The sequence below is a fragment of the Candidatus Planktophila sp. genome, assembly GCF_044348745.1.
GTDB lineage: Bacteria > Actinomycetota > Actinomycetes > Nanopelagicales > Nanopelagicaceae > Planktophila.
This window is the reverse complement of the sequence record NZ_JBIKSG010000007.1, coordinates 10,326-34,024: the sequence shown is the minus strand read 5'-3', so window position 1 is coordinate 34,024 and position 23,699 is coordinate 10,326. Positions and strand designations below refer to the sequence as shown.

Sequence of the window (23,699 nt, the reverse complement as noted above, 5' to 3'; positions counted from 1 at the left end):
TGGTTTAGGCGAAATAGATACCGGCAAAGGCTAGTAATGATGCAGAAAAGTGTCTAGTTGCAAGTAAATTGCATGTACTCAGGCCTGAATCAAGTACGCTTTCAATCATGTTCGCCCTATCCCTCGCACTTGGAGCACTATCTGTACTGCTACTTGCTTACCTAGTGCGCGGATCACGCCAAATAGGAACCAAGCTTTCAAAGTTGGAGAGTACGAACGCTAAAGGTTTTAAGAACATAGAAAAGATGTTGAACGCTCAGGAGGCGTTAGCAAAACGAAATAGCCAACTTCTATATCTGATGCAGATTCAAAGGAAAGAATTAGATTGGAAATTTGAAGTTTCAGTGACCAGCCATCCTGCACGCTTTCATGCGTTGGCACTATCTCTTACAGCACTTAAATCACAAATTTTGCAGCCACAATCCATCAATGTGTTTATCGCTGAACGAGACATGGCTGCGCTGCCTGATTCAATTAAAGAATTACAAGAATCTGGTTACATCAAAATCTCACCTTGCCAAGATTTAGGATCAGGAAAGAAATTGATTCCTGCACTTAAAACGCAAGGTCTCTTTCCGATAATCACCATTGATGATGATTTGTATTTTGAAAATGACTTGTTCCTTCACCTGATGATTAACCATTATCTATACCCAGATGCAATTATTGCCGCACGAGTACATCAGCTGGCAGTTAGTGATTCAAAAGATGTTCTCCCCTTTAGTCAGTGGCACAAACACTATGACCTCGGTGAGGGGCCATCTAAAGATTTAATGCCGACTTCTGGTGCAGGCACTTTATTCCCACCAAAAGCAATGCATGATGATGCTTCTAACGCGGCTTTATATACGGAACTCTCACATAACACAGATGATTTGTGGTGGTACTTCCAAGCTCGAAGAAAAGGAACTTTGGTCCGTAGGCTTTCTGGTTTAGATCACTTAAATTTCATCGACAGTACACAGGATGTTGGTCTCTGGAAAAATGGAAATCAGGATCGCAATGAAGTCAATCTCAGCGCACTACTTGCCCAGTATGGGAACCCCATCAACTTTTAGGCTTCTCCCACGAATCGCATGTAAAATTTTTATTCTCATATGAAAGATCATAAGACGACCAATACTTGCCGGAAGCATTGGCCACGTTCCAAAAATCAACAAAACCCTCCGATTTCCCTTTTTTGAGTTTGAATTACCGGTGATGAAGATGTAAGGATCGCCAGATTCTGGGCTTGCAGCAATAGTTAGCAATGTTCCAGTCGAAGGATTTAACGCTATGAAGCCCATTCCTTTCCAAGACAATCCTTAATTACCAGCCTTCTGCCATTTATGACGGTTATTTCGTTGTTTTTGGCGGAACTCGCTTTTCTATCCACCGCGCAATAGCGCTAGATGTGGTTGGCTTCTTATACTCTTCTGAGTGAATTTTCCCTGGATCCTTGATCAAGATTCCTGCCCACGCAAGTTTACTTCGCTCACCTAAGAGCGAGCAGACAGCATCACCCACATAACACACAGATACAATGTGGCTAATGCCTGTCTTCTTCGAGATGTCTGAGGTGGAATCTAATTTAGCTTCTTTCGCTAATGAGACGTCCACGGCAAGAGAGTTTTCACAACCTGAGTAAGTTACACATTCCACTAGCGGAAGAAACTTTTGTATAGATTTTATAAATAGATTTCCGGCCAGGCTTTTTTGAGAAAAAGCACATTCTAATGAGAAGGAAGCTATGAGCCGCACGGCCCCACAAGTCGATTTGGTATCAGTCCATCTGCTATCACTTCCTACTGGGAGGCGCTTATCCTTCGGCGATAAAAGAGGATCTGCAATCAAAATCACCCCCAAAATCCTTTGAATAACATCTGCATCATCAGTTGAGGACAACTCGTTTACTGATAATCGAACAATTGCTGCGCCTTGGGAATATCCAGCAAGGAAAAACTTGGAGTTTGGACATCTAGCTGAGTATTCCCGTAAGGAGATCTCAAGTAATCCTTTATTGCTGATAACTACTTCTCCTATGTAATCGCGTGTCTCCTCGCGATTAAGAAAATTGGGAACTCCAACGGCGGGATAAATTGTTTGAGTGTTATAGACCCCGTAGCTCAACCAGGCAATCGAACGCTTCCCAGAAATTTTCGTATTAGTGTTCTCTGGATTGAATGGAACAAATGGAGTATTTTTCATCGTAATAAGTTCCGTGTACAGGGAGCCAACGGTTTTGCCCAACCATGAGTTGTACGACCTTATTTGGGAAGGCGCACTTGAGTCGATGTACTCACCACTCTTCGATGGAGTCTGATGTGGGGTCTTTTCTCCACTTCCTCTTGCTCCAACAAGAACAAAATCCGGGCAAACATTCTGAGTAGCTTGAGTTGGGCTAACCCAAAAACTCAAAGAGAGCGATAGAACCATGAGGCTAATAAACATGCGCCGAAGTCTTCTCATGCCAGTATTTTTGACCGGTTTAATTGTTTCGTCAAGGGAATTGGATGATTCTGCTGACTTTGCTATTTCATCTGGCGAGGGGCTCTAAAGAAAAAACCAAGGCAATCCTCCTCATTCAGAGTTGCCGGATCTCTTGTCAGCCTCTCGTTCTCCACTTACCCTTATATATTGCCAAATAAGGGTGGTTCCCATGAAGTACAAGTCAGTTAAAGCTTTACTTAAAAATGACGAGTCACTGATTCCTGTGACCTTCATAGACAAACTCGAAGACATTCTCCATGGCTTTCTCGGAATCATTTTGTTTATTGTTTCGATTCTGGCCGCCGGTTATACCCTGCAAAGACTCATTGAAACTCGTCCATTTTTTCCTGTAGGCATGATTCAAGGGATTAACGACATTCTCTTTGTAGTAATCATTCTGGAAATCATGCGAACAGTGATTGTTCGATTTACGGATGGTATTTTCCAGTTAGATAACTTTTTGATCATTGGAGTTATCGCAGCCGTTCGACACATCCTAACTGTTGGCGCTTCCCTTACTATGGAAAAAGAAAAGACAGAGGAGTACTTCAACCGCGCCTTGATTGAAATGGGAGTTAATACCGGAATTGTTTTGGCTTTAGTCTTTGCGCTGTTTTTGTCACGCGCAGCAAGAGCCTCTTCCAATAAATAAAAGCAACTAAGGTTTTGTAAAATACCCCAAGAGAATTCCAACGCGTACTGAGCCTTTATAACTTAAATCTGTAAAGATATACTCAAAGTCGTATAAACCTGCACTATTTATATTGCCAAACTCACTGCTACTGAGTCCAGCGGCAACTGGATAGGTTTGAATTTTTTCCCGTCCTCCATTTGCATCCCGCTTGTACACCGTTAACTCAGCAATTTTTCCACCATTGCCATCACGAGGATCTGTGAATACTTCAACTACCTGACCCATCTCGAGCGCAAAAGTGAAGGTGTAGGTGCGTTCTGCGAGAGTGGTTCCATTAAGCCGAAGGTTTGCATACTGCGGCAATGCTAAGCCACCATTCACATCGCCTGGAATCACATAAGAATTAGATTGAATAACCGGTCGACCTGAAGCGAACAGACTGCTTGTGCCAACTACGTATGACAACGCAGCAAGAGCAAAAATAGATAGGGCTACAACCCCTGAAATGAGCCACTTTCGAAGCCGACGTTTCTTAACTTTTTCAAACACCATGTCTGCAAGAAGATCATTCGAAACAATGTTGAGGCCGAGGGCTTCAAACTCCCGCTTTATTAAAGGGTCGAGATTGTCTTTACTCATCGTTACCCTCCAACTCAATCACAGTAAGGTCATTGGTTAATGACTTTCTTTGGGAGTTTGCTATTGCCGGTGAAAATTGTACATATTCACTAACAGCAGATCGACCGCGTGCTAAATGTGAAGCTGCTGTTCCTGCAGGGATTCCAAGTTGTGATGCCGCTTCCTTTATCGAATACCCGTACTCATAGATCAAAAGAAGCACTGCGCGTTGTGCTGCCGTAAGTGATTTCAAAGCTGCTTGCACGAGCAATCGCTCTGATACATTTTCTGAGTTATCACTTGTTTGTAATAATGTGGCGACAAGCTCTAAAGAAACTTCATTCTCGGCTTTTCGTCTTGCGTACTTGCGTCGAATGTCTGCATGCTTACTTACCATCACCCTAATCACGTAAGCTTCCAGATTTTCATGCTCTTTAAGTTTCTTCCAACGTGGATAAATGTCAGCCAAGGTCTCCTGCAGAACATCTTCAGCATTTTGAACATCAAAGCAGATAGCCCTAGCAGCGCGGATGAGTTCGCGTTCTTTCTCTTGAACCCACGTAGTGAATTCTTCTTCATCTTTGCGGGCCATACCTCTAACTTTAACTGTCTTTTGGTTAGAAATGCTTTTTGAATTGCCTTCACAATGAATAGACCGTTACTAGGGCCTTAATTTATGCAGTTATTGAGATGTCTTTGGGCTCTTTCAAATACCAGTAAGCATGATCTGGGGGCCAGGAGCTAAGAAATTTAGGGCCAACTCCCTTTGCCTGATAACCAGCAAGTCGGACCTAATGACGTCCTGAAAGAAGGCAAATGGCCTGTCTGCCAATTCTAGATTCATGTGACTTCTCTGCATAAAAGACTTAGATAAATACGGTTATGAGCAAAGAAGAGAAACGAGTAAAAAGGGGTTCGAAATGAATTGGAATAGTCAGAAAACCTTCAGAGCGCTAGGTGGGTCTGTCGCCAGCAAAAATGCTCAATATCGAATATGAGATTGCTATTCTAAATACTCCAACTAGCCAAACAGTATTAAACCCATCCACTAAAGAGAGAGAAAAAAATGGCAGGTTCACCTAATCTAAAAAAGAACTTCATAGCATCACTTTTTGACTTTAAACTTGAGCATCTTGTTTCGCTAAAGTTTCTAAAATTTATCTACTTGATTTTCACAGTTGGGGCCACTCTAGTAGCAGGAATTGGCGTGCTCGTCTGTTTACTGTCATTGAAGGATTACTTCTTTTTGATTCCTCTAATTGCGATTGGATATCTTCTAGTCTTAATCTCATTTCGAATTTGGATAGAGTTAATCTCCTCGCTTCTTCAAATTGCTCGAAATACTCATGAATTGGTTCAAATTTCGAAATTTGTAGCTAAGAATGATTAGTCATGGCAGAAGCTAAATCCTTTGGAGACAAAGCTGTAGAACTACTGCTTCGCTCGCTTAGAACAGTTTTCAATGAGCGCGTTGTGCAAACCGTAGAGACATTGATCGTGCAAACGAGAGAGAACTTTATAGGTCAAGAAGAACCCCTTGAACCTAAATCGATTTCCACAAGCGATAGAAAGATCAATGCGAAATCCACTTTGCCCTGGATGTTGAGTGATGAAGAAAAAACCAAGATAGATTTCACTTCTATTGAATTTGCTTCTCAAAATTCCTTAGGTGTTGGCTCAGCTGAAACAGAAGATGTTGATCTTGAAGCAATGAAAGATGCATCAAAGAAAGCTCTGAGTTTTCTTGAAAAACAAGTTCGTGTTCAGAGCGCCAGTTTAAATTCCTTTGCCAAGACTAAAAAGGGTGAACTGGAACAAGTAAGGAAAGAGAGAGCAATTGAGAAAGACAGGCGCCGCGAGCAAGCTTTACTTGCAAAATCTCTTGAAGATGCAGCAAAAAAGAATCCGGAAATTCCTGTCGAGTTGGCGGAGAGCATAGAAGAGCCTCAAATTATCATCCCGGTGAAGCCAGTAGAGATCGCATTAGAAGTGCCTACCGAGCCTGAGGTTAGCCAAGTCCAGCACGCCAATGAACCATCCAAGCAGGCAAAACCTGCTGAGTCGCCACGAGTTGTTGAAACACCAAAGCCTCCGAAACCGCCAAAACCTCCTAAGCCACCAAAGGTCAAACGCTCTTACTCCGCTCGTGAAAAGCGGAAGGCAGGACAACTAGTCGTTGTTGTTGTTATTGCAATAGTTGTCTTAACCTTTTGGCCTCAAATCAAGAGTGGTTTTAGTTTTGACAAGAATTTAACTTCATCTAACTCCGCTAAAGAGGCAACACCAACACCTATTACAACAGAGGTTGAAACTTCTTCCCCAACGCCGACAGCTATTAAAACACCTTCAGCTTCCCCAACTCCAACTAAGACAAAAGCTATAAACAGTGATCCAATAACAGATAGTGCTCGGAGTGCAGTGGTTGCATCACTAAAGAAGTGTGCGTTATCGACTGTGTACTCTCCTCCCGGTTGTCCATTTGAAGAGACCGCATTCATTCATGGAACTAGTATGTATTGGACTCTTTCGGGGGCACCTAAGATCACCTTGGTTTCAAGCAAAGGAGAAGTTCTAACCTTGCTCGTTTCAGGGAAAGCTGTAGCGCATGTGTACTACGGGGAGAACCTTCGAGATCGCGATCATTCCTTTTCTCGTACGGCAATCGCAACACCTTCAGGCGCTACTTACATCATCAAGTGGAAATAAGGAAAAGGGAAATCTGTAAAGATCAAAGGTGTTCTTTGTGGCGCTAATTCACAGATAACTGTTTGGCTTAAATATTAGCCGGTTGATGTAGCAACACGGAACACTGGTGGCGGGTGAAGGATTTGAACCTTCGAAGGCAGAGCCGGGGGATTTACAGTCCCCTCCCATTGGCCGCTCGGGCAACCCGCCAAGGTCGAACAAGTACTGCGGCAATTATGGATAGTGCGAAGGGAAAGGATACCTTAGGCACGTGCGCGCACAAACCGCGCTTTAGTCCAGTGAAAGGGCCCAGAAAATGGCAGCAGATAGCAGTTTCGACGTAACCTCCAAGATCGACCGTATGGAGCTGGAGAACGCTATAAATCAGGCGGTGCGCGAGATTGAGACCCGCTTTGACTTTAAAAATACTGGTTCAAAGATTGAACTAGAAGGCGACAAAGTATTGATTGAAGCAGACACAGAAGAGCGCGCTAAGGCAGCGCTAGATGTTGTTAAGGACAAGATGATCAAGCGAGGCGTTTCTCTAAAGCACCTTGACGCAGGTGCACCACAGTTGTCAGGAAAGATCTATAAAATTGCCGCTCCATTGAAAGAAGGCATCTCAACAGAGAATGCAAAGAAGATTGCCAAGATGGTCCGTGATGAGGGTCCAAAATCTGTAAAGACTCAGATCCAAGGTGATGAACTACGTGTCACCTCCAAGAGTCGTGATGATCTTCAAGAAACTATGGCCATGATTAAAGATGGTGGCTGGGACTTTGCAGTTCAATTCACGAACTTTAGATAATTGAGTAAAAACAAGCTCGGCCTCTTATTCGGAGTAAGCGCATACTCGCTATGGGGTGCATTCCCTTTGTATTGGCCTTTGCTTGAACCTGCCAACCCCTTAGAAATTGTTTCTCACCGTGCTGTGTGGACTTTAGTTTTTTGTTTCTTTGTTCTTGCCGCTACTAAGGCACTGAAATCCACTCTTGCAACGTTGAAGCGTCCTAAAGTTGCTGCAAAACTATTTGCAACGTCTGTTTTGATTTCAATTAACTGGCTTGTCTATATCTGGGCAACAAATAACGGGCACGTAGTTGAAGCATCTCTTGGTTACTACATCAACCCACTCATCATTATTGGTTTCGGCGTACTACTATTGAAAGAAAAGATGCGACCGTTGCAATGGGTTGCGGTGTCTATCGCATCTATTGGAGTTCTTGTTCTCACTATTGATTATGGGCGACTGCCTTGGATCGCGCTCACCCTTGCAGTTTCATGGGGCAGCTATGGATTAATCAAGAAGCAGTTGGGGCTAGGAGCCCTTGAAGGCTTAGCCATTGAGACCTTCATTTCTGCATTTTTCTACCTGGCATACCTGATTTATATAGGTAATCAGGGCACCGGCCAGTTTGGCAATTCTTGGGGATTAACCATTTTGCTCATGAGCGCAGGTGCTGTTACAGCAATTCCATTGCTGCTATTTAATGGCTCGACTAACCGATTGCCCTTTACAACAATTGGCTTGCTTCAATACATCACTCCAACTTTGCAATTCTCTGTGGGTGTTTGGGTTCGACATGAAGATATGCCAACAGCTCGTTGGGCTGGGTTCTTGATTATCTGGATTGCACTGACAACTCTGGCACTTGATCTTGTTAAATCAAGCAGAGCGGTCGATAACAGCGTCGCATAGCGACATTAAAGCACCAGTTGCATCATTGATTGGTAGTGGACCAAGCGCACCACGTGCTTGCTTTGCAATTTGATTGAGCTGCTCGCGCGATTCATCAAGTGCTTTGTGAGTGCGCAAGGCAATCAAGACTTGCTGAACAGTTGGTTCATCCTCAATAGGTGCTGCTAGCAATCTCTTTAAATCGGAATCTGCTGGATCACTTGACTTCATCACATTTAAAGTAACAAGAGTTGGAACGCCTTCGCGAAGATCTGTGCCTGGCGTTTTACCTGATTGATTTGACTCACTAGCGATGTCAATAATGTCATCTGCTAATTGGAATGCAACACCAATCTTTTCACCAAATACCGTGACGGTATCAGTGATGTCTGCAGTGGCACCTGAAACCATTCCACCATAGCGCGCTGAAGCAGAAATCAGCGAACCTGTTTTGTCGGCAACAACCTTTAAGTAATGTTCAAGTGGATCTTGACCTGGGTTTGGACCTTGGGTTTCCATGATCTGACCAATAACTAAACGTTCAAAAGTTCGAGCTTGTAGTCGAACTGCCGCTGGGCCAAGATCTGCCAATAGATCTGAAGATTTAGCGAATAAGAAATCACCTGTAAGGATTGCAATGGTGTTCCCCCAGCGAATGTTGGCACTTTCAACTCCGCGACGAAGTGGCGCTTCATCCATAACGTCATCGTGATAGAGGGTTGCAAGGTGAGTAATTTCGCAGGCGACAGCTGCGGCGATGATTCCATCCCGGGTGGGGTCACCGTATTGGGCGGTTAAAAGGGTCAATAACGGGCGTAAACGCTTACCGCCAGCTGCCACAAGATGATGGGCTGTCTCATCCACAAATGGGTATTCACTTCGGGTATGGCTCCGGAGCAAGGCTTCAACATCAGCCATCTGGCTAATTAACTGCGCCTCTAATGCTGGGGCAACGCTTGGAATGCCGAATGTTGACATTAGCGTATGAAGATAGCGAGATCAGTTATGAAGTTTAGTAATGGTGCTGGATAAACACCAAGTGCCACTGTAATAACTGCTGCAATAACAATTGATGCTCTAGTCAAGATTGATGGAATCTCAACGCTAGTTCCGTCTTCAGTTGCATCCGTTAAAAACATTAAGACGATGACACGAATATAGAAAAACGCTGCAATTGCACTTGAAAGCACACCTGCAATTACAACGCCCTTAGCGCCACTTTCATAGGCGGCGGAGAAAATTGAGAACTTCCCAATGAATCCACTTGTAAGTGGAATGCCAGCAAATGCCAAAAGAAACAGGGTAAAGGTTGTTGCTGCAAATGGTGAACGCTTACCCAAACCTCTCCAACGATTTAGATCTGTCACTTCACCAGATGAATCACGAACAAGAGTCACAACGGCAAATGCGCCAACAGTTGCAATGCCATATGCAAACAAATAGAAGATTGTTGCATCAAGGCCTGCCTTGTTAAGTGCAATAACACCTGATAACAAGAATCCAGCATGGGCGATTGAAGAGTAAGCCAACATGCGCTTCACATCGCGTTGGGCAATTGCTACGAGTGAGCCAAGAAGCATTGTCACGATAGCAATTCCTGACAAGACCGGTGTCCAAGACCATTGTGCGTTAGCAAAGACTGTGTAATAGATACGAAGCATTGCTCCAAATGCCGCAACCTTTGTTGCTGCCGCCATGAAGGCGGTTACAGGTGTAGGCGCACCTTGATAGACATCTGGTGACCAGGCATGGAATGGGACTGCGCCAACTTTAAAGAGCAAGCCAATTGATAGAAATGCCATACCAATTAAGAGCAGGACATCATTTCCACCGCTAGCCACGATTGCTTCGCGTATGCCACTGAAGCTAATTGAGGCTGAGTATCCATACAAATAAGCAGCGCCAAATAAGAAGAATGCAGATGAAAAAGCTCCTAGTAAGAAGTATTTAAGGGCTGCTTCCTGTGAAGCTAAGCGGCGGCGGCGTGAAAGTCCAGCCATCAAATACAGAGGCAATGAGAGCATCTCCAATGCCACAAAAAGTGTGATCAAGTCATTAGCAACGGTAAATAACATCATTCCGGCAACTGCGAACAGAGTCAGCGGATAAACCTCAGTAATCTGATTACCTGACTGAACCGCCTGACGTTCTTCTTCAGATCCTGGCAATGCAGAAGGTAGCGCGGCAAAGTGCTCACCATCAGCAATAAGAAAGACTGAGATCATGGCAATAATCAAAATTGAAGCTTGAAGTAGTACTGCTGGGCCATCGAAAACTACTGAACCCATTGCCGCTGTAAGCGACTGTTGATCGCGAATTTGCCACAACTGCATTAACGCTAGAAGCAAAGATCCAAGCGTGACCGTTAACTGCACCGCTGGGCGGGCAGCCTTAGATACGAATGCCTCAACTAAGACACCAATGAGCGCTCCGACAAGCAAGAAGAGCATCGGTGATAGAAGTGAGTAGGTAAGAACTGGTGCTGTAAAAGTCATTACTTGCCCCCATTAGTTGGTGCAGGATCGGTGAATCCCATTTGTGAAATCACATGGATTGCAGCTGGGTTTATTGCCTTCAGAAGTGGAGCAGGATAGAAACCCAACACCACAATGATTGCAATCACGGGAGCAATTGCTAGCTTCTCGCGAAGGTTGAGATCCTTGAGGTTCTCATTGCCTGGAGTCGTAGGCCCGTGCAATGCTTTTTGCACTGGAATTAAAATGTATAGCGCAGCCAAAACAATTCCGAATGTTGCGATGATTGCATGCACTGGGTAGCGGGTAAAGGTTCCAACTAGAACTAAGAACTCGCTCACAAAACTTGAAAGACCGGGAAGAGCAAGTGAAGACATTCCCGCTAAGAAGAAGGTCCACGCCATAATTGGTGTGACTCGTTGCAATCCCCCAAATTCAGCAATTGTTGAAGAACCACGACGTGAAATCATCCATCCTGCAACCAAGAACAATGCAGCTGTCGAGAAACCGTGATTAAACATATACAAGATAGCCCCACTTTGGGCTTGGGATGTCATCGCGAAGATCCCCATGGTGATGAAACCAAAGTGTGAAATTGATGTGTAGGCGATCAGTCTCTTGATGTCTTTGGCACCAATGGCAAGGAATGCACCGTAAATAATTGAGATAACAGCAAGAACCAAGATGATCGGAGTAAAAGTCTTACTTGCCTCCGGAAACAGTGTTAAGCAGAAACGGATCATTCCGTAAGTGCCAACCTTGTCCAGAACGCCAAGAAGTAGAACTGATGTTCCTGGTGTTGCAGATTTGGCAGCATCTGGCAACCATGTGTGGAATGGCCACACAGGAGCCTTGATGGCAAATGCAATGAAGAAACCTAAGAACAACAGGTTTTGAGTTGTTGACGACATCTGTAATTCTGAAAGCTTATTGACATCAAATGTATGTCCACCTTGTGCACCTGACATTACATACAGGGCAATAATCGAGGCAAGCATTAATAATCCACCGACAAGGCTATAGATCAAGAACTTAACAGCGGCAGCTGCGCGCTCACCAGTTCCGTATCCTCCAATGAGGAAATACACCGGAATCAACATTGCTTCAAAGATTACATAGAACAAGAAAACATCACTTGCGGCAAAAACACCGATCATCATCGTTTCTAGAACAAGAATGAGAATATAGAAAGTCTTAACGCTCCAGCGGCCACCATGTGCTTCATTCCACCCAGCCAGTACCACAACAGGAACAAGAATTGTTGACATCAAAATAAGTACTAGTGCGATTGCATCGACACCTAGCGCGTATTCAATTCCAAAACTTGGGATCCATGAGTATTTCTCAACGAACTGCAAATCAACATTATTGCGCTCGAAACCAGAGGCCATAGCAAATGTTGCTGCCATGACAATGAGAGATGTCGCAAAAGCTGCTTGCTTTGCTGCCTTTTCCTTTGCCTTAGGAAGTGCCGAAATGATTGCCGCTCCCGCGAGTGGCAGGAGCATTAATAGCGTTAACCACTTCATTACTGAACCACCACCCAAATCGCCGCGACCACTGCAACTGCACCAACTAATATCAACGCTGCATAGCTACGAACAAAGCCATTTTGTAGGCCTCGAAGAGCCGAGCCAGAACCCATTGCAATGCTTCCAACCCCGCGCACCGTTCCATCAACGACAAGCTCATCGGTAGCAACCAACGTTGCAGTCAATGCTTGTCCTGGACGCATAAATGCAGCTTCGTTAAAGCGATCCTGCATCAAATCTTGACGAGCAACTCTGGTGAACACTGAGACGTTTTCTGGCGCAGTATTTGCTACTTCACCGCGAGAGTACTTATAGAAGGCAATTGCAACACCAATTGCAACCATCGTTAAAGCAAGTCCTGAAACAACAATTGGTTCCAGTAAATGCTTCTTGTACTCCTCGCTGTGAGCAAAGAGCGGATGCAACCAGTTCTCTAATGCATCACCGCGAGAAAGCAAGAATCCTGATGAAACAGAACCAATTGCAAGAATAGCCATTGGTAACCACATCAACCATGGAGATTCATGAGGATCGGTGTTCTCATCCCAGCGCTTGGTTCCAGTGAAGGTAAGAATCATCACGCGCGTCATATAGAAGGCGGTAATACCTGCGCCAAGCAGAGTTACGCATCCCAAGATTATTCCTTTGACTCCCCCGGAATCGAATGCTGTTTCAATAATCATGTCTTTGGAATAGAAACCAGCAAAAGGTGGAACGCCAAGAATTGCTAGGTAGCCAAGACCAAAGGTGGCAAATGTAATTGGCATGAACTTACGAAGCGCGCCGTATTTGCGCATATTCACTTCATCATTCATTCCGTGCATCACAGAACCTGCACCAAGGAACATTCCTGCCTTAAAGAATCCGTGTGTTAGTAGGTGCATGATTGCAAATGCATAACCAATTGGGCCTAAGCCAGCTGCAAGAATCATGTAACCGATTTGAGACATAGTTGAAGCAGCAAGTGCTTTTTTAATGTCATCTTTTGCAGTTCCGATGATTGCACCAAACATCAAAGTAATTGCACCAACAATAACAACCAATAATTGTGCTGTCGGTGCGGCATCAAAGACGAAGTTAGAACGAGTAATTAAGTAAACACCGGCGGTAACCATTGTTGCTGCGTGGATGAGCGCTGACACAGGTGTTGGACCCGCCATCGCATCGCCCAACCATGCCTGCAATGGGAATTGAGCAGACTTTCCAGCTGCTGCAACTAACAGCATTATTCCCATGCCTGTTAACGCTGCCTCTGAAGTGTTTCCTACTTGCTCTTCCACGCCTGCAAAAGACACTGTGCCCATAGTTGCAAAAGCGATCATGATCGCAAAAGACAATCCCATGTCGCCCACACGGTTCATGACAAAAGCCTTCTTTGACGCTGTCGCATAAGCAGGCTTTTGATTCCAGAAACCGATTAACAAATATGAGGCAAGGCCCACACCTTCCCAGCCAACATAAAGGCTGAGATAGCTATCGCCTAAAACCAATAGCAACATAGCTGCAATAAAAAGATTTAAATAGGCAAAGAATCTGCGACGATCATGATCGTGTGACATATAGGAAATTGAATAGACATGGATAAGTGTTCCGACACCCGTAATCAGTAGAACGAAACAGATTGAAAGCTGGTCCAACAAAAGCCCTGCATCCACATTGAATGTTCCAACATTGATCCAGTTAAAAAGTTTCTGGGAAACAGGACGCGCCTCTTCTGAGCGGCCAAGCATCTGGATCAGTTGGTATAGACCAACACCAAATGATGATGCCGAAAGTGCGGTGGCTAGAAGATGACCCCACTTGTCAGTGCGACGCCCACCTAAGAGTAGAAGTGCTGCTCCCGCCAAGGGCAGAGCAATCAAATAGACGAGGCTCGTAGATGTTGTCATCTTTATCGCTTCAACAAACTAGCATCATCCACAGATGCTGAACGACGTGAACGGTAAATTGTCACGATGATTGCTAAGCCAACAACGACTTCGCAGGCAGCCACGACCATCGTAAAGAAGGCCATAACCTGACCGTCTAGATCGCCATTGATGCGAGAAAATGTTACAAATGAAAGGTTTGCAGCATTAAGCATCAATTCAATGCACATGAAAACAACTATTGCATTGCGGCGAACTACAACGCCAACTGCTCCTATTGTGAAAAGAAGTGCTGAGATATAGAGGTAATTGGAAGCGTCCATTACTTCTCCTCCTCAACCTTTGTATTGACTTCACTAAGATCAAATTTCTTGTAGTCCAACATGTCTCCACGCGCAGAAAGGGTTGCATTTACAGACTCTGCCGCAGGCGTTCCATCTGGAAGAAGGGCTGGAACATCAACCGCGTTATGGCGCGCGTAAACACCTGGACCAGGCAAACCTGCTGCTGTTCCTAAGGAATCCCCGCGGAAGCGATTGATTGAGAGTTGTCGTTGAGTTGGACGCGTTGATGTGCGCTGCTGATGTGCCAAAACCATTGCTCCAAGAGCCGCGGTAATGAGTAGCGAAGAAACAACTTCAAAAGGCCACACATAGGTACTAAACAAAAGCTGGGCTAAACCTTCAACATTTCCATCAGCATTGGCTTGTGATAAACCGACTGCGCCTCTGCCAAGAGTTGCATGGCCCAGAAGTGAAATCATCAAGCCACCAAAACCAACTGCTGCTGTAATTGCAATTGGGCGAAGTCCACGAATAGTTTCAGTTAATGAGTCCGAGGAATCAACACCTACCAACATCAAAATAAACAAGAAAAGCATCATGACAGCGCCGGTGTAAACAACAATCTGAACAATTCCCAAGAAAGCTGCATCTTGTGCGATGTAGAAAATGGCTAGAACAATCATGACAAAAGCCATCAAGATTGCTGAGTGAACAGCCTTTTTCACAAGCAACATTCCAAGTGCAGCGACAACTGCAAGCGGGCCAAGAATCCAGAACATAACAGCTTCTGGTTTAGCGGTCTGTCCGACCTCGAGGGCTAATTGCAACACTTACTTGCCCTCCTGAGATGGATGTGATTGTTTTACATCACCGTTGTAATAGTTAGTGTCAGTCATTTCTGGATACATTGGATGAGGTGGCATCAACATTCCTTGACGAAGTGGTGCCAATAAATCTTGCTTTTCAAAAATTAACTTCGCACGGGAGTCATCTGCAAGTTCATACTCATTTGTCATAGTTAAAGCACGAGTTGGGCAGGCTTCGATACAGAGCCCACAAAATACGCAGCGAAGGTAATTGATCTGATAGACCTTGCCATATCGCTCACCGGGTGACATACGATTTTCTTCAGTATTGGTTTCACCCTCAACATAAATCGCATCAGCAGGACATGCCCAAGCACATAGTTCGCAACCAATGCACTTTTCTAAACCATCTGGGTGGCGATTGAGTTGATGACGCCCGTGGAATCTCTCCTCAGTTGGAGCTTTCACTTCAGGGTATTCAACAGTCAAAGGCTTCTTAAAAATAGTCGAAAAAGTGACCCAGAACCCCTTCAAGCTTCCAAAGAAGCCAACAGGAGGGGTTTGCTCCACTTCATAAAATTCAACGTCGTTAATACCAAGATCTTTTGGCTTTAACGGTTCGAGGTTTTCACTCACGCTTGCCCCCTGTCTTCTGTGAAACATTGATAGTTGAAACTTCTATAGGCAAGGAAGGAACTGCAAACTTTGGTGCGCTTTTATTGTCGCCATCAGCGATCGATTGCTCTTTTTTCTTTTTAGCGGTTTCAAATCCCATATTTGCGGCCATGATGATAAAGACCACGCTGCTTGCAAATGCAACGATAATTAATCTAGGTGCATTCTGTAGTGACAGCACACGAAGTGTTGCAACAACCAAGATCCAAAGAATTGAAACTGGGATCAAAACTTTCCAGCCAAACTGCATGAACTGGTCATAACGCAAACGTGGAAGAGTGCCTCGCAACCATACGAAAACAAAGAAGAAGGTAAGCACCTTTAAGAAGAACCAAATGGCGGTAAACCATCCACCAAGCCAGGCTTCTGTGAACCCAAGTCCTGGAGGAGCTTTATATCCACCAAGGAACAATGTTGTTGCCAGTGCAGATACTGCAATGATATTTACGTATTCAGCTAAGAAAAAGAGTGCGAACTTAAGTGATGAATACTCTGTGTGGAATCCGCCGACTAGTTCACCTTCAGCTTCAGCAAGATCAAATGGTGCACGGTTGGTCTCACCAACCATTGAAATCACATAAATGGCAAATGATGGGAACAAGACCACTGCATACCACCATGTCGATTGTGCGGCCACGATGTCAGATGTTGACATTGAACCGGAGTAAATAAACACAGCAACTAGTGAAAGTCCCATCGCGATCTCATATGAAATTACCTGAGCACTTGAACGAAGGCCGCCCAGTAAAGGATAAGTTGATCCTGAAGACCAGCCAGCAAGAACTATTCCATAAACTCCAACTGATGCGATTGCAAGAATGTATAAAACACCAACCGGAATGTCAGTTAACTGCATGGCAGTTTGGCGACCAAACATTGTTACTTCACCAGTAATTGGGATTACAGCAAAAGCCATAAAGCAGGTCGTGGCGCTGATAACTGGTGCCAAAACGAAAACAACCTTGTCAGCTGCTGAAGGAATAATGTCTTCCTTTAGCGCTAACTTAACTCCATCTGCCAATGCTTGGATTAAACCAAACGGACCGACACGGTTTGGACCCGGGCGTTGCTGCATGCGGCCAACCAGCCGGCGCTCTCCCCACACAGACATAAGCGTTAGCAATACGCAGATCACAAAAACGATTAATGCCTTTACAACAATCAACCAACCTGGATCTGCTCCAATGAGTTCTGCAGTTGTCATGCCTTCACCACCGTAACTACCGCGCCATGTGCAACGCCTAGGTTTACTAACAATTGAGAACCACGTGAATTACGAGGTGCCCACACAGCATCATCATGAATATTTTCAACAAGTGCAGAAAGTGTTACTGAACCTAATTCTGTTGAAATTTTAAGTTGGTCTCCATCAACTACACCCAACACTTGTGCTCGCTTAGGAGAAATAACTGCAACTGTGCGTCGCGCAGTTCCTGCAAGATTTTCCTCGCCTTGTTGCAAAGTACCAAGATCTAATAAGCGGCGCCATGAAGTGATGAGGGCTTGCCCTGCATTGAGAGTAGGTTGTGATGAGGCATTTACTTTATTGAGTGAAACTCGCGCACCCTCCCACTTTCCAATTGATGCGATCTCCTTGATAGCTGCAGTGACCGTTCCCAAATTTAGAGAACTTCCCATTTCTTCAGCAATCATTGAAAGGATTCGGAGATCACTTCGATTTAATGAATCACTCACAGCTGCATCAAATGCGCGAGGGCGGCCTTCCCAGTTGAGGAAAGATCCCGATTTTTCAGTCACTGCAGCAACTGGAAGAACTACATCTGCGCGCTCGGTAACTGCGCTAGGTGCTATTTCGAGTGAAACAACAAATGCCTTATCAAGAGCTGCCAATGTTGCCTGGCTGTTGTCACCATCTAATGGATCGACGCCACCAACAACTAGCGCTCCAATTTTTCCTGCGTGAACAGCATCAATGATTTGTGAGGTGTTTCGACCAATTTCTGTTGGTAAGGAATCGGTATTCCATAGCGCTGCAATATCTACGCGGGCCACTGCATCTGTAACTGGGCGTCCGCCTGGCAAAAGATTGCCAATCGCCCCTGCTTCTAAAGCACCGCGCTCACCAGCGCGACGTGGAATCCATGCAATCTTGGCCCCGGTTACATCAGCAAGTGTTGCAACTGCGCTGAGGGCACCATTACTTTCTGCTGCTCGCTCTCCAACAAGAATCACAGATTTACTTGTGAGGGATTGGGCAGCAATTGCTGCTGCTTCTTGGCCAGGTGCTACTTTCACAAACTCTGCCTTGAGCTTCTCAACGCCAATAGATTCCTTGGACCCAATTGAAACAACCTTTAAGGCGCGTTTACGGAATTGCTTATTTATTCTCAAGAAAACAATTGGTGACTCTTCTTCTGGCTCAAAACCAACAAGAAGAACTTGATCAGCCTTATCAATATCTCTGTAGGTTGTTGAAGAACCAACAACTCGTGCAGCCAAGAACTCACGCTCTTCATCAGATGAAATGCGTGAGCGGAAATCAATATCATTTGTAGAAAGTGCTACACGTGCAAACTTGCTGTAACCATATGCATCTTCATATGTTGCACGACCGCCAACTAGAACAGCTGACTTTGCACCCTTTAGTCCCGTAGCTGCGACAGCAAGTGCTTCAGGCCATGATGCCTCTTCAAGAACTCCAGATGCATTGCGCACCATTGGAGTCTTAAGACGATCAACTGCTGTTACATACTTAAATGCCCAGCGACCCTTATCGCAATTCCACTCTTCATTAACTGATGCATCATCACCAGCAAGGCGACGTAATGTCTTCCCACGGCGCACGTCAGTTCGCATATCGCAACCTGATGCACAGTGCTCACAAGCAGATGGTGTTGATACCAAATCAAATGGGCGGGCACGGAATCGATATGCCGCACCAGTTAAGGCTCCTACAGGACAAATTTGAACTGTGTTACCTGAGAAATAGGATTCAAAAGGTTTGTTCTCATAGATTCCAACTTGCTGCAATGCTCCACGTTCATTCAAGGTAATAAATGGATCACTTGCAATTTGCTCAGAAAAACGAGTACATCGAGCACACAAAACACACCGTTCACGATCAAGCAGAACTTGTGATGAAATATTGATTGGCTTCTCAAACACGCGCTTTACACCCTCAAAACGAGAAGATCCTTGCCCTGTGCTCATTGCCTGGTTCTGCAATGGGCACTCACCGCCCTTGTCACACACTGGGCAATCAAGTGGGTGGTTTACAAGCAAAAGCTCCATTACTCCTCGTTGCGCCTTCTCTGCAACAGTTGAAGTTAATTGCGTCTTAACAATCATCCCTGTTTCAACAGGAATTGTGCATGAAGCTTGAGGCTTTGGAAATGCACGACCATTAATTTCAATATCAACTAAACACTGACGGCACGCACCAACCGGATCAAGTAAAGGGTGATCGCAAAAACGTGGAATCTGAATTCCTAATTGTTCTGCTGCACGTATAACGAGAGTTCCTTTTGGAACAGTTACTTCAAAGCCGTCAATTACGACGGTGATCATGTCTACGACTTCGGTTGTCATTTATGCACCAGCCCCTGCAAAGAGTGTTGATGCGACAGGATCAAATGGGCATCCACCTTGGGTAAGGTGTGCGATGTACTCATCGCGGAAATATTTAATCGAAGAAGTAATTGGGCTTGTTGCTCCATCACCAAGAGCACAGAATGAACGGCCCATGATGTTGTCGCAAAGATCTAGCAACTTCGCAAGGTCTGCTTCAGTTCCCTTTCCCGCTTCGAGATCCCGAAGAATCTGCACCAACCACCAAGTACCTTCACGGCAAGGTGTGCACTTTCCACATGATTCGTGTTTGTAGAACTCTGTCCAACGCAAAACAGCGCGAACTACGCAAGTAGTTTCATCAAAAATTTGAAGTGCTTTAGTTCCAAGCATTGACCCAGCAGCTGCAACGCCTTCGTAATCCAAAGGAACATCAAGGTGTGCATCTGTAAACAATGGTGTTGATGATCCGCCCGGTGTCCAAAACTTCAACTTATGACCCGGGCGAACTCCGCCTGCTAAATCTAGGATTTCGCGGAGAGTAATTCCAAGGGGTGCCTCAAACTGACCTGGATTAACAACGTGACCTGACAATGAGTACAAGGTTGTTCCCTTGCTCTTTTCCGTCCCCATTGATTGATACCACTCAGAACCGTTAGCAACAATTGCTGGAACAGAAGCAATAGATTCAACGTTATTTACAACTGTTGGACGCGCATAAAGGCCTGCAATAGCAGGGAATGGTGGACGCAAGCGTGGTTGCCCGCGGAAGCCTTCTAATGAATCAAGAAGAGCGGTTTCTTCACCGCAAATGTAGGCACCTGCACCGATATGTAGCACTACATCAATTCCGTTACCCAGGATTCCTGCTGCGTAAGCATCTGCAATTGCTTGATTAACTCGACGCACGACATGTGTTACTTCGCCACGAATATAAATGAAGGCATGCTTTGCGCGAATTGCATGGCAAGCGATGATGCAACCTTCGACAAGAACGTGTGGGTTTGCCATAAGTAATGGCATGTCTTTGCATGTTCCTGGTTCTGATTCATCTGCATTAACAACTAAGTAGTGATCCTTGTTATCGCCCTGAGGAATAAAGCCCCACTTCATTCCGGTTGGGAAGCCTGCGCCACCACGACCACGAAGTCCTGAATCCTTTACAAGTTGTATGACTGCATCTGGATCCATTGCAAGTGCTTTTGCAGATGCGGTGTAACCACCATGACGCTTATAACCTTCGAGCGTAAATGAATCTTTTTCATCCCAATGAGCAGAAAGTACGGGAGCAAGTTTTGACATTACTTACCCTCCTTCGAAAGTTTCAAACCAAGCAAAGTTGGTTCACCAGCTTGCACACCTTGATGTGCAAGTCCATCATTTATTCCTGCAAGCACAGCCGATGCTTCTTTCCACGTAACCAATTTGTTTGGACCTCTTGTCGGTGGCTTTGGGTTTCCAGCACGCATTGAATCAACTAACTCTTTTGCAGACTCAACAGTTTGATTGTCGTAGAACTCCCAGTTAGCCATCACAACAGGTGCGTAATCACAGGCAGCATTACATTCGATGTGCTCTAGTGAAACTTTGCCATCGGCCGTGACTTCATCATTTCCAATGCCAAGGTGATCTTTGAGTGAATCAAAGATTGCATCTCCACCCATAACAGCACACAAAGTATTTGTGCACACACCAACGTGGTATTCGCCCACTGGAGTTGGCTTGTATTGGGTATAAAAGGTAGATACAGCAGTAACTTCAGCCGCTTCTAGTTGAAGCACTTTTGCGATTACTTCAATGCCTTCATTGGTTACGTAGCCAGCTTTTGATTGCACATAGTGCAACAAGGGCATGATCGCAGAACGAGAGCGTGGATAACGCTTGATAATTGAATCCATAATTTGGAAGTCTTCTTCTGAAAATGCCATTAGCGATCAACTCCTCCCATTACGGGATCGATTGAAGCAACTGCACCGATGATGTCGGCAACCATGCCACCTTCACTCATCGCAGCTGTTGCTTGCAAATTATTAAATGATGGTTCACGGAAATGGACTCTGTATGGACGAGTTCCGCCATCTGACACAACTGAAGCACCAAGTTCTCCTCTAGGAGATTCAATTGCAACATATGCCTGGCCTGCAGGAACATGGAAACCTTCGGTTACAAGTTTGAAGTGATGAATCAAAGACTCCATTGAAGTACCCATAATCTCGCGAATGTGATCAAGTGAGTTACCAAGTCCATCGCCACCCATTGCAAGTTGTGCAGGCCATGCAATTTTCTTATCTGCAACCATTACTGGTGCACCCTTTAGTTTTTCTAACTTATCAACACACTGTTCAATGATGCGAAGTGATTGCTCTAATTCATTCATGCGAATCAAGAAGCGACCATAAACATCACAAGTATCTGCAGTTACAACATCAAAGTTATAGTTTTCATATCCACAATATGGCTGGACTTTACGGAGATCCCATGGCATTCCTGTTGAACGAAGAACTGGACCAGTGATTCCTAAAGTTGTGCAACCTGCAAGATCAAGATATCCAATTCCTTGTGTGCGCTTCATCCAAATTGAGTTTCCAATAAGCAATGTTGCATTCTCTTTGAAGTTCTTGCGCATTTGCTTCACGCCATCACGAATCTTTGTAAGAGCACCCTCTGGAAGATCTTGTTGAACTCCGCCTGGACGGATGTAGGCCATATTCATACGAAGTCCTGTGATCATTTCAAAGATTTCAAGCACTGTTTCGCGTTCACGGAAAGCAAAGAACATAGGGCTTATCGCACCTAATTCAAGTGCTCCTGTGCCAAGTGCCACCATATGTGAAGAAATACGGTTGAGTTCCATCATCATTACTCGAATTACAGATGCGCGCTCTGGGACATCATTTGTAATCCCCAAAAGCTTTTCGATCGCAAGACAATAAGCGGTTTCATTGTGCAATGGCCCCAGGTAATCCATTCGAGTCACAAATGTTGTTCCCTGAGTCCAGTTGCGGTACTCCATGTTTTTTTCAATTCCTGTATGAAGATAACCAATTCCACAACGAGCTTCCGTAACTGTTTCACCTTCGAGCTCTAGAACTAAACGAAGCACTCCATGAGTTGATGGGTGTTGTGGACCCATGTTCACAACAACACGTTCTTCTTTAGTTGCACCAATATCTTGAACTAGGGAGTCCCAGTCACCGCCAGTTACAGAGAAAACTTTTCCTTCGGTTGTATCACGGGAAGGAGCATATGGATCAAAAGTTGTCACTTGTAACTCCTTCTCTCACTAGGAGGCGGCGTCGTCGCACCTTTGTATTCAATTGCAATTCCACCAAGTGCATAATCTTTACGTTGTGGATGACCTTCCCAGTCATCTGGCATCAAGATTCGAGTTAGACCAGGATGGCCATCGAAAATGATTCCGAACATGTCAAATGTCTCACGCTCATGCCAGTTGTTTCCGGCCCATACCTCTACCAAAGATGGAATATGCGCATCGCCATCTGCAACTGAAACCTCTAAGCGAATTCGCTGATTCTTTGTCATAGATAGCAATGGATACACAGCATGCAATTCGCGGCCAACGTGTTCTGGATAATGCACGCCATTCACACCCATGCACATTTCAAACTTCAATGTATCTCGCAAAATCAATGCAACTTCAACTAGTTTTTCTCGCTTAATGTGAAGAGTTAACTCGCCGCGGTCCACAACTACTCGTTCGATGGCATCAGAAAAATCTGGATAGGCACGTTCTAGGTCGTCGGCAACATCATCAAAGTAACTTCCGTATGGGCGCTCTGAAGAGCCTGCAGTACTTGTTTTTTGGACCAGCCCACCATAACCAGAAGTGTCTCCGGTGCCTTTTGCTCCAAACATTCCTTCAGTCATTACGCAAGTAAGCCCTTCATCTCGTGAGTTGGCTTTGCGTTCATTGCAGCAAGTTCGACTTCCTTAATGATCTGAGCGCGGTTTGCGCCAAGCTTGGTATCGCCAATTTGTTCTTGCAATTTAATGATTGCGTCAAGCAACATTTCAGGGCGTGGTGGACAGCCTGGAAGATAAATATCAACTGGCACGACGTGATCAACGCCTTGCACAATTGCGTAGTTATTAAACATTCCGCCAGATGATGCGCATGCACCCATTGCGATTACCCATTTTGGAGCAGACATTTGATCGTAAATCTGACGAAGTACCGGTGCCATCTTGTTAGAAACACGACCAGCAACAATCATTAAATCTGCCTGACGTGGAGATGCGCGGAAAACTTCACTACCAAAACGCGCGATGTCATACTTTGCTGCAGAACCAACCGCCATCATTTCAATTGCACAACATGCAAGACCAAATGTTGCTGGCCACAAAGAGTTTTTGCGCATATAACCCGCAAGTTTTTCAACAGAAGTTAAAAGGAACCCGCTAGGGATTTTCTCTTCAAGACCCATTTT

The 23,699-nt window shown here is 44.9% G+C and carries 23 protein-coding genes and 1 tRNA gene; 6 read left to right on the top strand and 18 right to left on the bottom strand.

Annotation, left to right across the window (positions count from 1 at the left end; genetic code table 11):
• Positions 1-107: 107 nt before the first annotated feature.
• A complete protein-coding gene (locus AC9UH7_RS02505) occupies positions 108-1,058 on the top strand; it encodes a hypothetical protein (protein WP_509594618.1) in 951 nt (316 codons plus the stop codon).
• 277 nt (positions 1,059-1,335) lie between these two features.
• On the opposite strand, the gene AC9UH7_RS02500 is transcribed toward AC9UH7_RS02505, so the two are convergent.
• Positions 1,336-2,430 carry a cutinase family protein gene (locus AC9UH7_RS02500; protein ID WP_509594616.1) on the bottom strand — a complete coding sequence of 365 codons (1,095 nt, stop codon included), beginning with the start codon at positions 2,428-2,430 and terminating at the stop codon, positions 1,336-1,338.
• Between the two features lie 208 nt (positions 2,431-2,638).
• On the opposite strand from AC9UH7_RS02500, the gene AC9UH7_RS02495 reads away from it, so the two are divergent.
• Positions 2,639-3,121 carry a phosphate-starvation-inducible PsiE family protein gene (locus tag AC9UH7_RS02495; protein ID WP_509594613.1) on the top strand — a complete coding sequence of 161 codons (483 nt, stop codon included), beginning with the start codon at positions 2,639-2,641 and terminating at the stop codon, positions 3,119-3,121.
• Positions 3,122-3,127: 6 nt separating this feature from the next.
• On the opposite strand, the gene AC9UH7_RS02490 is transcribed toward AC9UH7_RS02495, so the two are convergent.
• Both AC9UH7_RS02490 and AC9UH7_RS02485 read right to left on the bottom strand, forming a co-directional pair.
• Entirely contained in the window at positions 3,128-3,742 is a 615-nt protein-coding gene (locus tag AC9UH7_RS02490) for a hypothetical protein (protein ID WP_509594611.1), read from the bottom strand.
• On the bottom strand, positions 3,735-4,313 hold the full coding sequence (locus AC9UH7_RS02485; protein ID WP_509594609.1) for an RNA polymerase sigma factor: 579 nt from the start codon (positions 4,311-4,313) through the stop codon (positions 3,735-3,737). The genes AC9UH7_RS02490 and AC9UH7_RS02485 overlap by 8 nt, the downstream gene beginning before the upstream one ends.
• A gap of 474 nt (positions 4,314-4,787) precedes the next feature.
• Here AC9UH7_RS02485 and AC9UH7_RS02480 point away from each other — a divergent pair, with 474 nt between their 5' ends.
• On the top strand, positions 4,788-5,111 hold the full coding sequence (locus AC9UH7_RS02480) for a DUF4282 domain-containing protein (protein WP_509594606.1): 324 nt from the start codon (positions 4,788-4,790) through the stop codon (positions 5,109-5,111).
• 2 nt (positions 5,112-5,113) lie between these two features.
• A complete protein-coding gene (locus AC9UH7_RS02475; RefSeq protein WP_509594603.1) occupies positions 5,114-6,427 on the top strand; it encodes a hypothetical protein in 1,314 nt (437 codons plus the stop codon).
• Between the two features lie 104 nt (positions 6,428-6,531).
• Here the strand turns inward: AC9UH7_RS02475 and AC9UH7_RS02470 are convergent.
• Positions 6,532-6,616 (bottom strand) — tRNA-Tyr (locus AC9UH7_RS02470).
• Between the two features lie 106 nt (positions 6,617-6,722).
• On the opposite strand from AC9UH7_RS02470, the gene AC9UH7_RS02465 reads away from it, so the two are divergent.
• Together AC9UH7_RS02465 and rarD are read left to right on the top strand one after the other, a co-directional pair.
• Complete coding sequence (locus tag AC9UH7_RS02465) at positions 6,723-7,214, top strand: YajQ family cyclic di-GMP-binding protein (protein WP_509594601.1); 492 nt, start codon at positions 6,723-6,725, stop codon at positions 7,212-7,214.
• Positions 7,215-8,105, top strand: a complete 891-nt coding sequence (rarD, locus tag AC9UH7_RS02460) for an EamA family transporter RarD (protein ID WP_509594599.1) — start codon at positions 7,215-7,217, stop codon at positions 8,103-8,105.
• Here rarD and AC9UH7_RS02455 read toward each other — a convergent pair.
• The 14 genes from AC9UH7_RS02455 to AC9UH7_RS02390 are packed head-to-tail and all read right to left on the bottom strand — an operon-like array spanning position 8,073 to position 23,696.
• A complete protein-coding gene (locus AC9UH7_RS02455) occupies positions 8,073-9,062 on the bottom strand; it encodes a polyprenyl synthetase family protein (RefSeq protein ID WP_509594597.1) in 990 nt (329 codons plus the stop codon). The two genes, rarD and AC9UH7_RS02455, sit on opposite strands and share 33 nt — an antisense overlap.
• Positions 9,062-10,579, bottom strand: coding sequence for an NADH-quinone oxidoreductase subunit NuoN (gene nuoN / locus AC9UH7_RS02450; protein ID WP_509594595.1), 1,518 nt, complete (start codon positions 10,577-10,579; stop codon positions 9,062-9,064). The genes AC9UH7_RS02455 and nuoN overlap by 1 nt, the downstream gene beginning before the upstream one ends.
• Complete coding sequence (locus AC9UH7_RS02445) at positions 10,579-12,087, bottom strand: NADH-quinone oxidoreductase subunit M (RefSeq protein WP_509594593.1); 1,509 nt, start codon at positions 12,085-12,087, stop codon at positions 10,579-10,581. Before AC9UH7_RS02445 ends, nuoN begins: the two co-directional genes overlap by 1 nt.
• A complete protein-coding gene (gene nuoL / locus AC9UH7_RS02440) occupies positions 12,087-13,979 on the bottom strand; it encodes an NADH-quinone oxidoreductase subunit L (protein ID WP_509594590.1) in 1,893 nt (630 codons plus the stop codon). The genes AC9UH7_RS02445 and nuoL overlap by 1 nt, the downstream gene beginning before the upstream one ends.
• Before the next feature lie 2 nt (positions 13,980-13,981).
• On the bottom strand, positions 13,982-14,281 hold the full coding sequence (nuoK, locus tag AC9UH7_RS02435; protein WP_509594587.1) for an NADH-quinone oxidoreductase subunit NuoK: 300 nt from the start codon (positions 14,279-14,281) through the stop codon (positions 13,982-13,984).
• A complete protein-coding gene (locus AC9UH7_RS02430; protein ID WP_509594585.1) occupies positions 14,281-15,072 on the bottom strand; it encodes an NADH-quinone oxidoreductase subunit J in 792 nt (263 codons plus the stop codon). The genes nuoK and AC9UH7_RS02430 overlap by 1 nt, the downstream gene beginning before the upstream one ends.
• The gene (gene nuoI, locus AC9UH7_RS02425) at positions 15,073-15,684 is read right to left on the bottom strand and encodes an NADH-quinone oxidoreductase subunit NuoI (RefSeq protein WP_509594582.1); all 612 of its coding nucleotides are present in this window, start codon (positions 15,682-15,684) and stop codon (positions 15,073-15,075) included.
• A complete protein-coding gene (gene nuoH, locus AC9UH7_RS02420) occupies positions 15,677-16,927 on the bottom strand; it encodes an NADH-quinone oxidoreductase subunit NuoH (protein WP_509594580.1) in 1,251 nt (416 codons plus the stop codon). The genes nuoI and nuoH overlap by 8 nt, the downstream gene beginning before the upstream one ends.
• Positions 16,924-19,272, bottom strand: coding sequence for an NADH-quinone oxidoreductase subunit G (locus AC9UH7_RS02415; RefSeq protein WP_509594579.1), 2,349 nt, complete (start codon positions 19,270-19,272; stop codon positions 16,924-16,926). The genes nuoH and AC9UH7_RS02415 overlap by 4 nt, the downstream gene beginning before the upstream one ends.
• On the bottom strand, positions 19,273-20,553 hold the full coding sequence (gene nuoF / locus AC9UH7_RS02410; protein ID WP_509594577.1) for an NADH-quinone oxidoreductase subunit NuoF: 1,281 nt from the start codon (positions 20,551-20,553) through the stop codon (positions 19,273-19,275). It abuts the gene before it with no gap.
• Entirely contained in the window at positions 20,553-21,179 is a 627-nt protein-coding gene (nuoE, locus tag AC9UH7_RS02405; protein ID WP_509594575.1) for an NADH-quinone oxidoreductase subunit NuoE, read from the bottom strand. Before nuoE ends, nuoF begins: the two co-directional genes overlap by 1 nt.
• On the bottom strand, positions 21,179-22,516 hold the full coding sequence (locus tag AC9UH7_RS02400; protein ID WP_509594572.1) for an NADH-quinone oxidoreductase subunit D: 1,338 nt from the start codon (positions 22,514-22,516) through the stop codon (positions 21,179-21,181). Before AC9UH7_RS02400 ends, nuoE begins: the two co-directional genes overlap by 1 nt.
• Positions 22,513-23,139, bottom strand: coding sequence for an NADH-quinone oxidoreductase subunit C (locus AC9UH7_RS02395; protein ID WP_509594569.1), 627 nt, complete (start codon positions 23,137-23,139; stop codon positions 22,513-22,515). The genes AC9UH7_RS02400 and AC9UH7_RS02395 overlap by 4 nt, the downstream gene beginning before the upstream one ends.
• Positions 23,139-23,696 carry a NuoB/complex I 20 kDa subunit family protein gene (locus AC9UH7_RS02390; RefSeq protein WP_509594566.1) on the bottom strand — a complete coding sequence of 186 codons (558 nt, stop codon included), beginning with the start codon at positions 23,694-23,696 and terminating at the stop codon, positions 23,139-23,141. The genes AC9UH7_RS02395 and AC9UH7_RS02390 overlap by 1 nt, the downstream gene beginning before the upstream one ends.
• Between the last annotated feature and the right edge of the window lie 3 nt (positions 23,697-23,699).

What these genes read in the sequence shown, in the direction of transcription:
- nuoL (WP_509594590.1), bottom strand. Translation starts at nt 13,979, where the DNA reads ATGACAACATCTACGAGCCTCGTCTATTTGATTGCTCTGCCCTTGGCG.
- nuoF (WP_509594577.1), bottom strand. Translation starts at nt 20,553, where the DNA reads ATGTCAAAACTTGCTCCCGTACTTTCTGCTCATTGGGATGAAAAAGAT.
- AC9UH7_RS02445 (WP_509594593.1), bottom strand. Translation starts at nt 12,087, where the DNA reads ATGAAGTGGTTAACGCTATTAATGCTCCTGCCACTCGCGGGAGCGGCA.
- AC9UH7_RS02395 (WP_509594569.1), bottom strand. Translation starts at nt 23,139, where the DNA reads ATGACTGAAGGAATGTTTGGAGCAAAAGGCACCGGAGACACTTCTGGT.
- nuoK (WP_509594587.1), bottom strand. Translation starts at nt 14,281, where the DNA reads ATGGACGCTTCCAATTACCTCTATATCTCAGCACTTCTTTTCACAATA.
- AC9UH7_RS02465 (WP_509594601.1), top strand. Translation starts at nt 6,723, where the DNA reads ATGGCAGCAGATAGCAGTTTCGACGTAACCTCCAAGATCGACCGTATG.
- AC9UH7_RS02500 (WP_509594616.1), bottom strand. Translation starts at nt 2,430, where the DNA reads ATGTTTATTAGCCTCATGGTTCTATCGCTCTCTTTGAGTTTTTGGGTT.
- nuoN (WP_509594595.1), bottom strand. Translation starts at nt 10,579, where the DNA reads ATGACTTTTACAGCACCAGTTCTTACCTACTCACTTCTATCACCGATG.
- AC9UH7_RS02455 (WP_509594597.1), bottom strand. Translation starts at nt 9,062, where the DNA reads ATGTCAACATTCGGCATTCCAAGCGTTGCCCCAGCATTAGAGGCGCAG.
- AC9UH7_RS02415 (WP_509594579.1), bottom strand. Translation starts at nt 19,272, where the DNA reads ATGACAACCGAAGTCGTAGACATGATCACCGTCGTAATTGACGGCTTT.
- AC9UH7_RS02505 (WP_509594618.1), top strand. Translation starts at nt 108, where the DNA reads ATGTTCGCCCTATCCCTCGCACTTGGAGCACTATCTGTACTGCTACTT.
- nuoE (WP_509594575.1), bottom strand. Translation starts at nt 21,179, where the DNA reads ATGGCATTTTCAGAAGAAGACTTCCAAATTATGGATTCAATTATCAAG.
- AC9UH7_RS02485 (WP_509594609.1), bottom strand. Translation starts at nt 4,313, where the DNA reads ATGGCCCGCAAAGATGAAGAAGAATTCACTACGTGGGTTCAAGAGAAA.
- AC9UH7_RS02480 (WP_509594606.1), top strand. Translation starts at nt 4,788, where the DNA reads ATGGCAGGTTCACCTAATCTAAAAAAGAACTTCATAGCATCACTTTTT.
- AC9UH7_RS02490 (WP_509594611.1), bottom strand. Translation starts at nt 3,742, where the DNA reads ATGAGTAAAGACAATCTCGACCCTTTAATAAAGCGGGAGTTTGAAGCC.
- AC9UH7_RS02495 (WP_509594613.1), top strand. Translation starts at nt 2,639, where the DNA reads ATGAAGTACAAGTCAGTTAAAGCTTTACTTAAAAATGACGAGTCACTG.
- AC9UH7_RS02475 (WP_509594603.1), top strand. Translation starts at nt 5,114, where the DNA reads ATGGCAGAAGCTAAATCCTTTGGAGACAAAGCTGTAGAACTACTGCTT.
- nuoH (WP_509594580.1), bottom strand. Translation starts at nt 16,927, where the DNA reads ATGACAACTGCAGAACTCATTGGAGCAGATCCAGGTTGGTTGATTGTT.
- AC9UH7_RS02390 (WP_509594566.1), bottom strand. Translation starts at nt 23,696, where the DNA reads ATGGGTCTTGAAGAGAAAATCCCTAGCGGGTTCCTTTTAACTTCTGTT.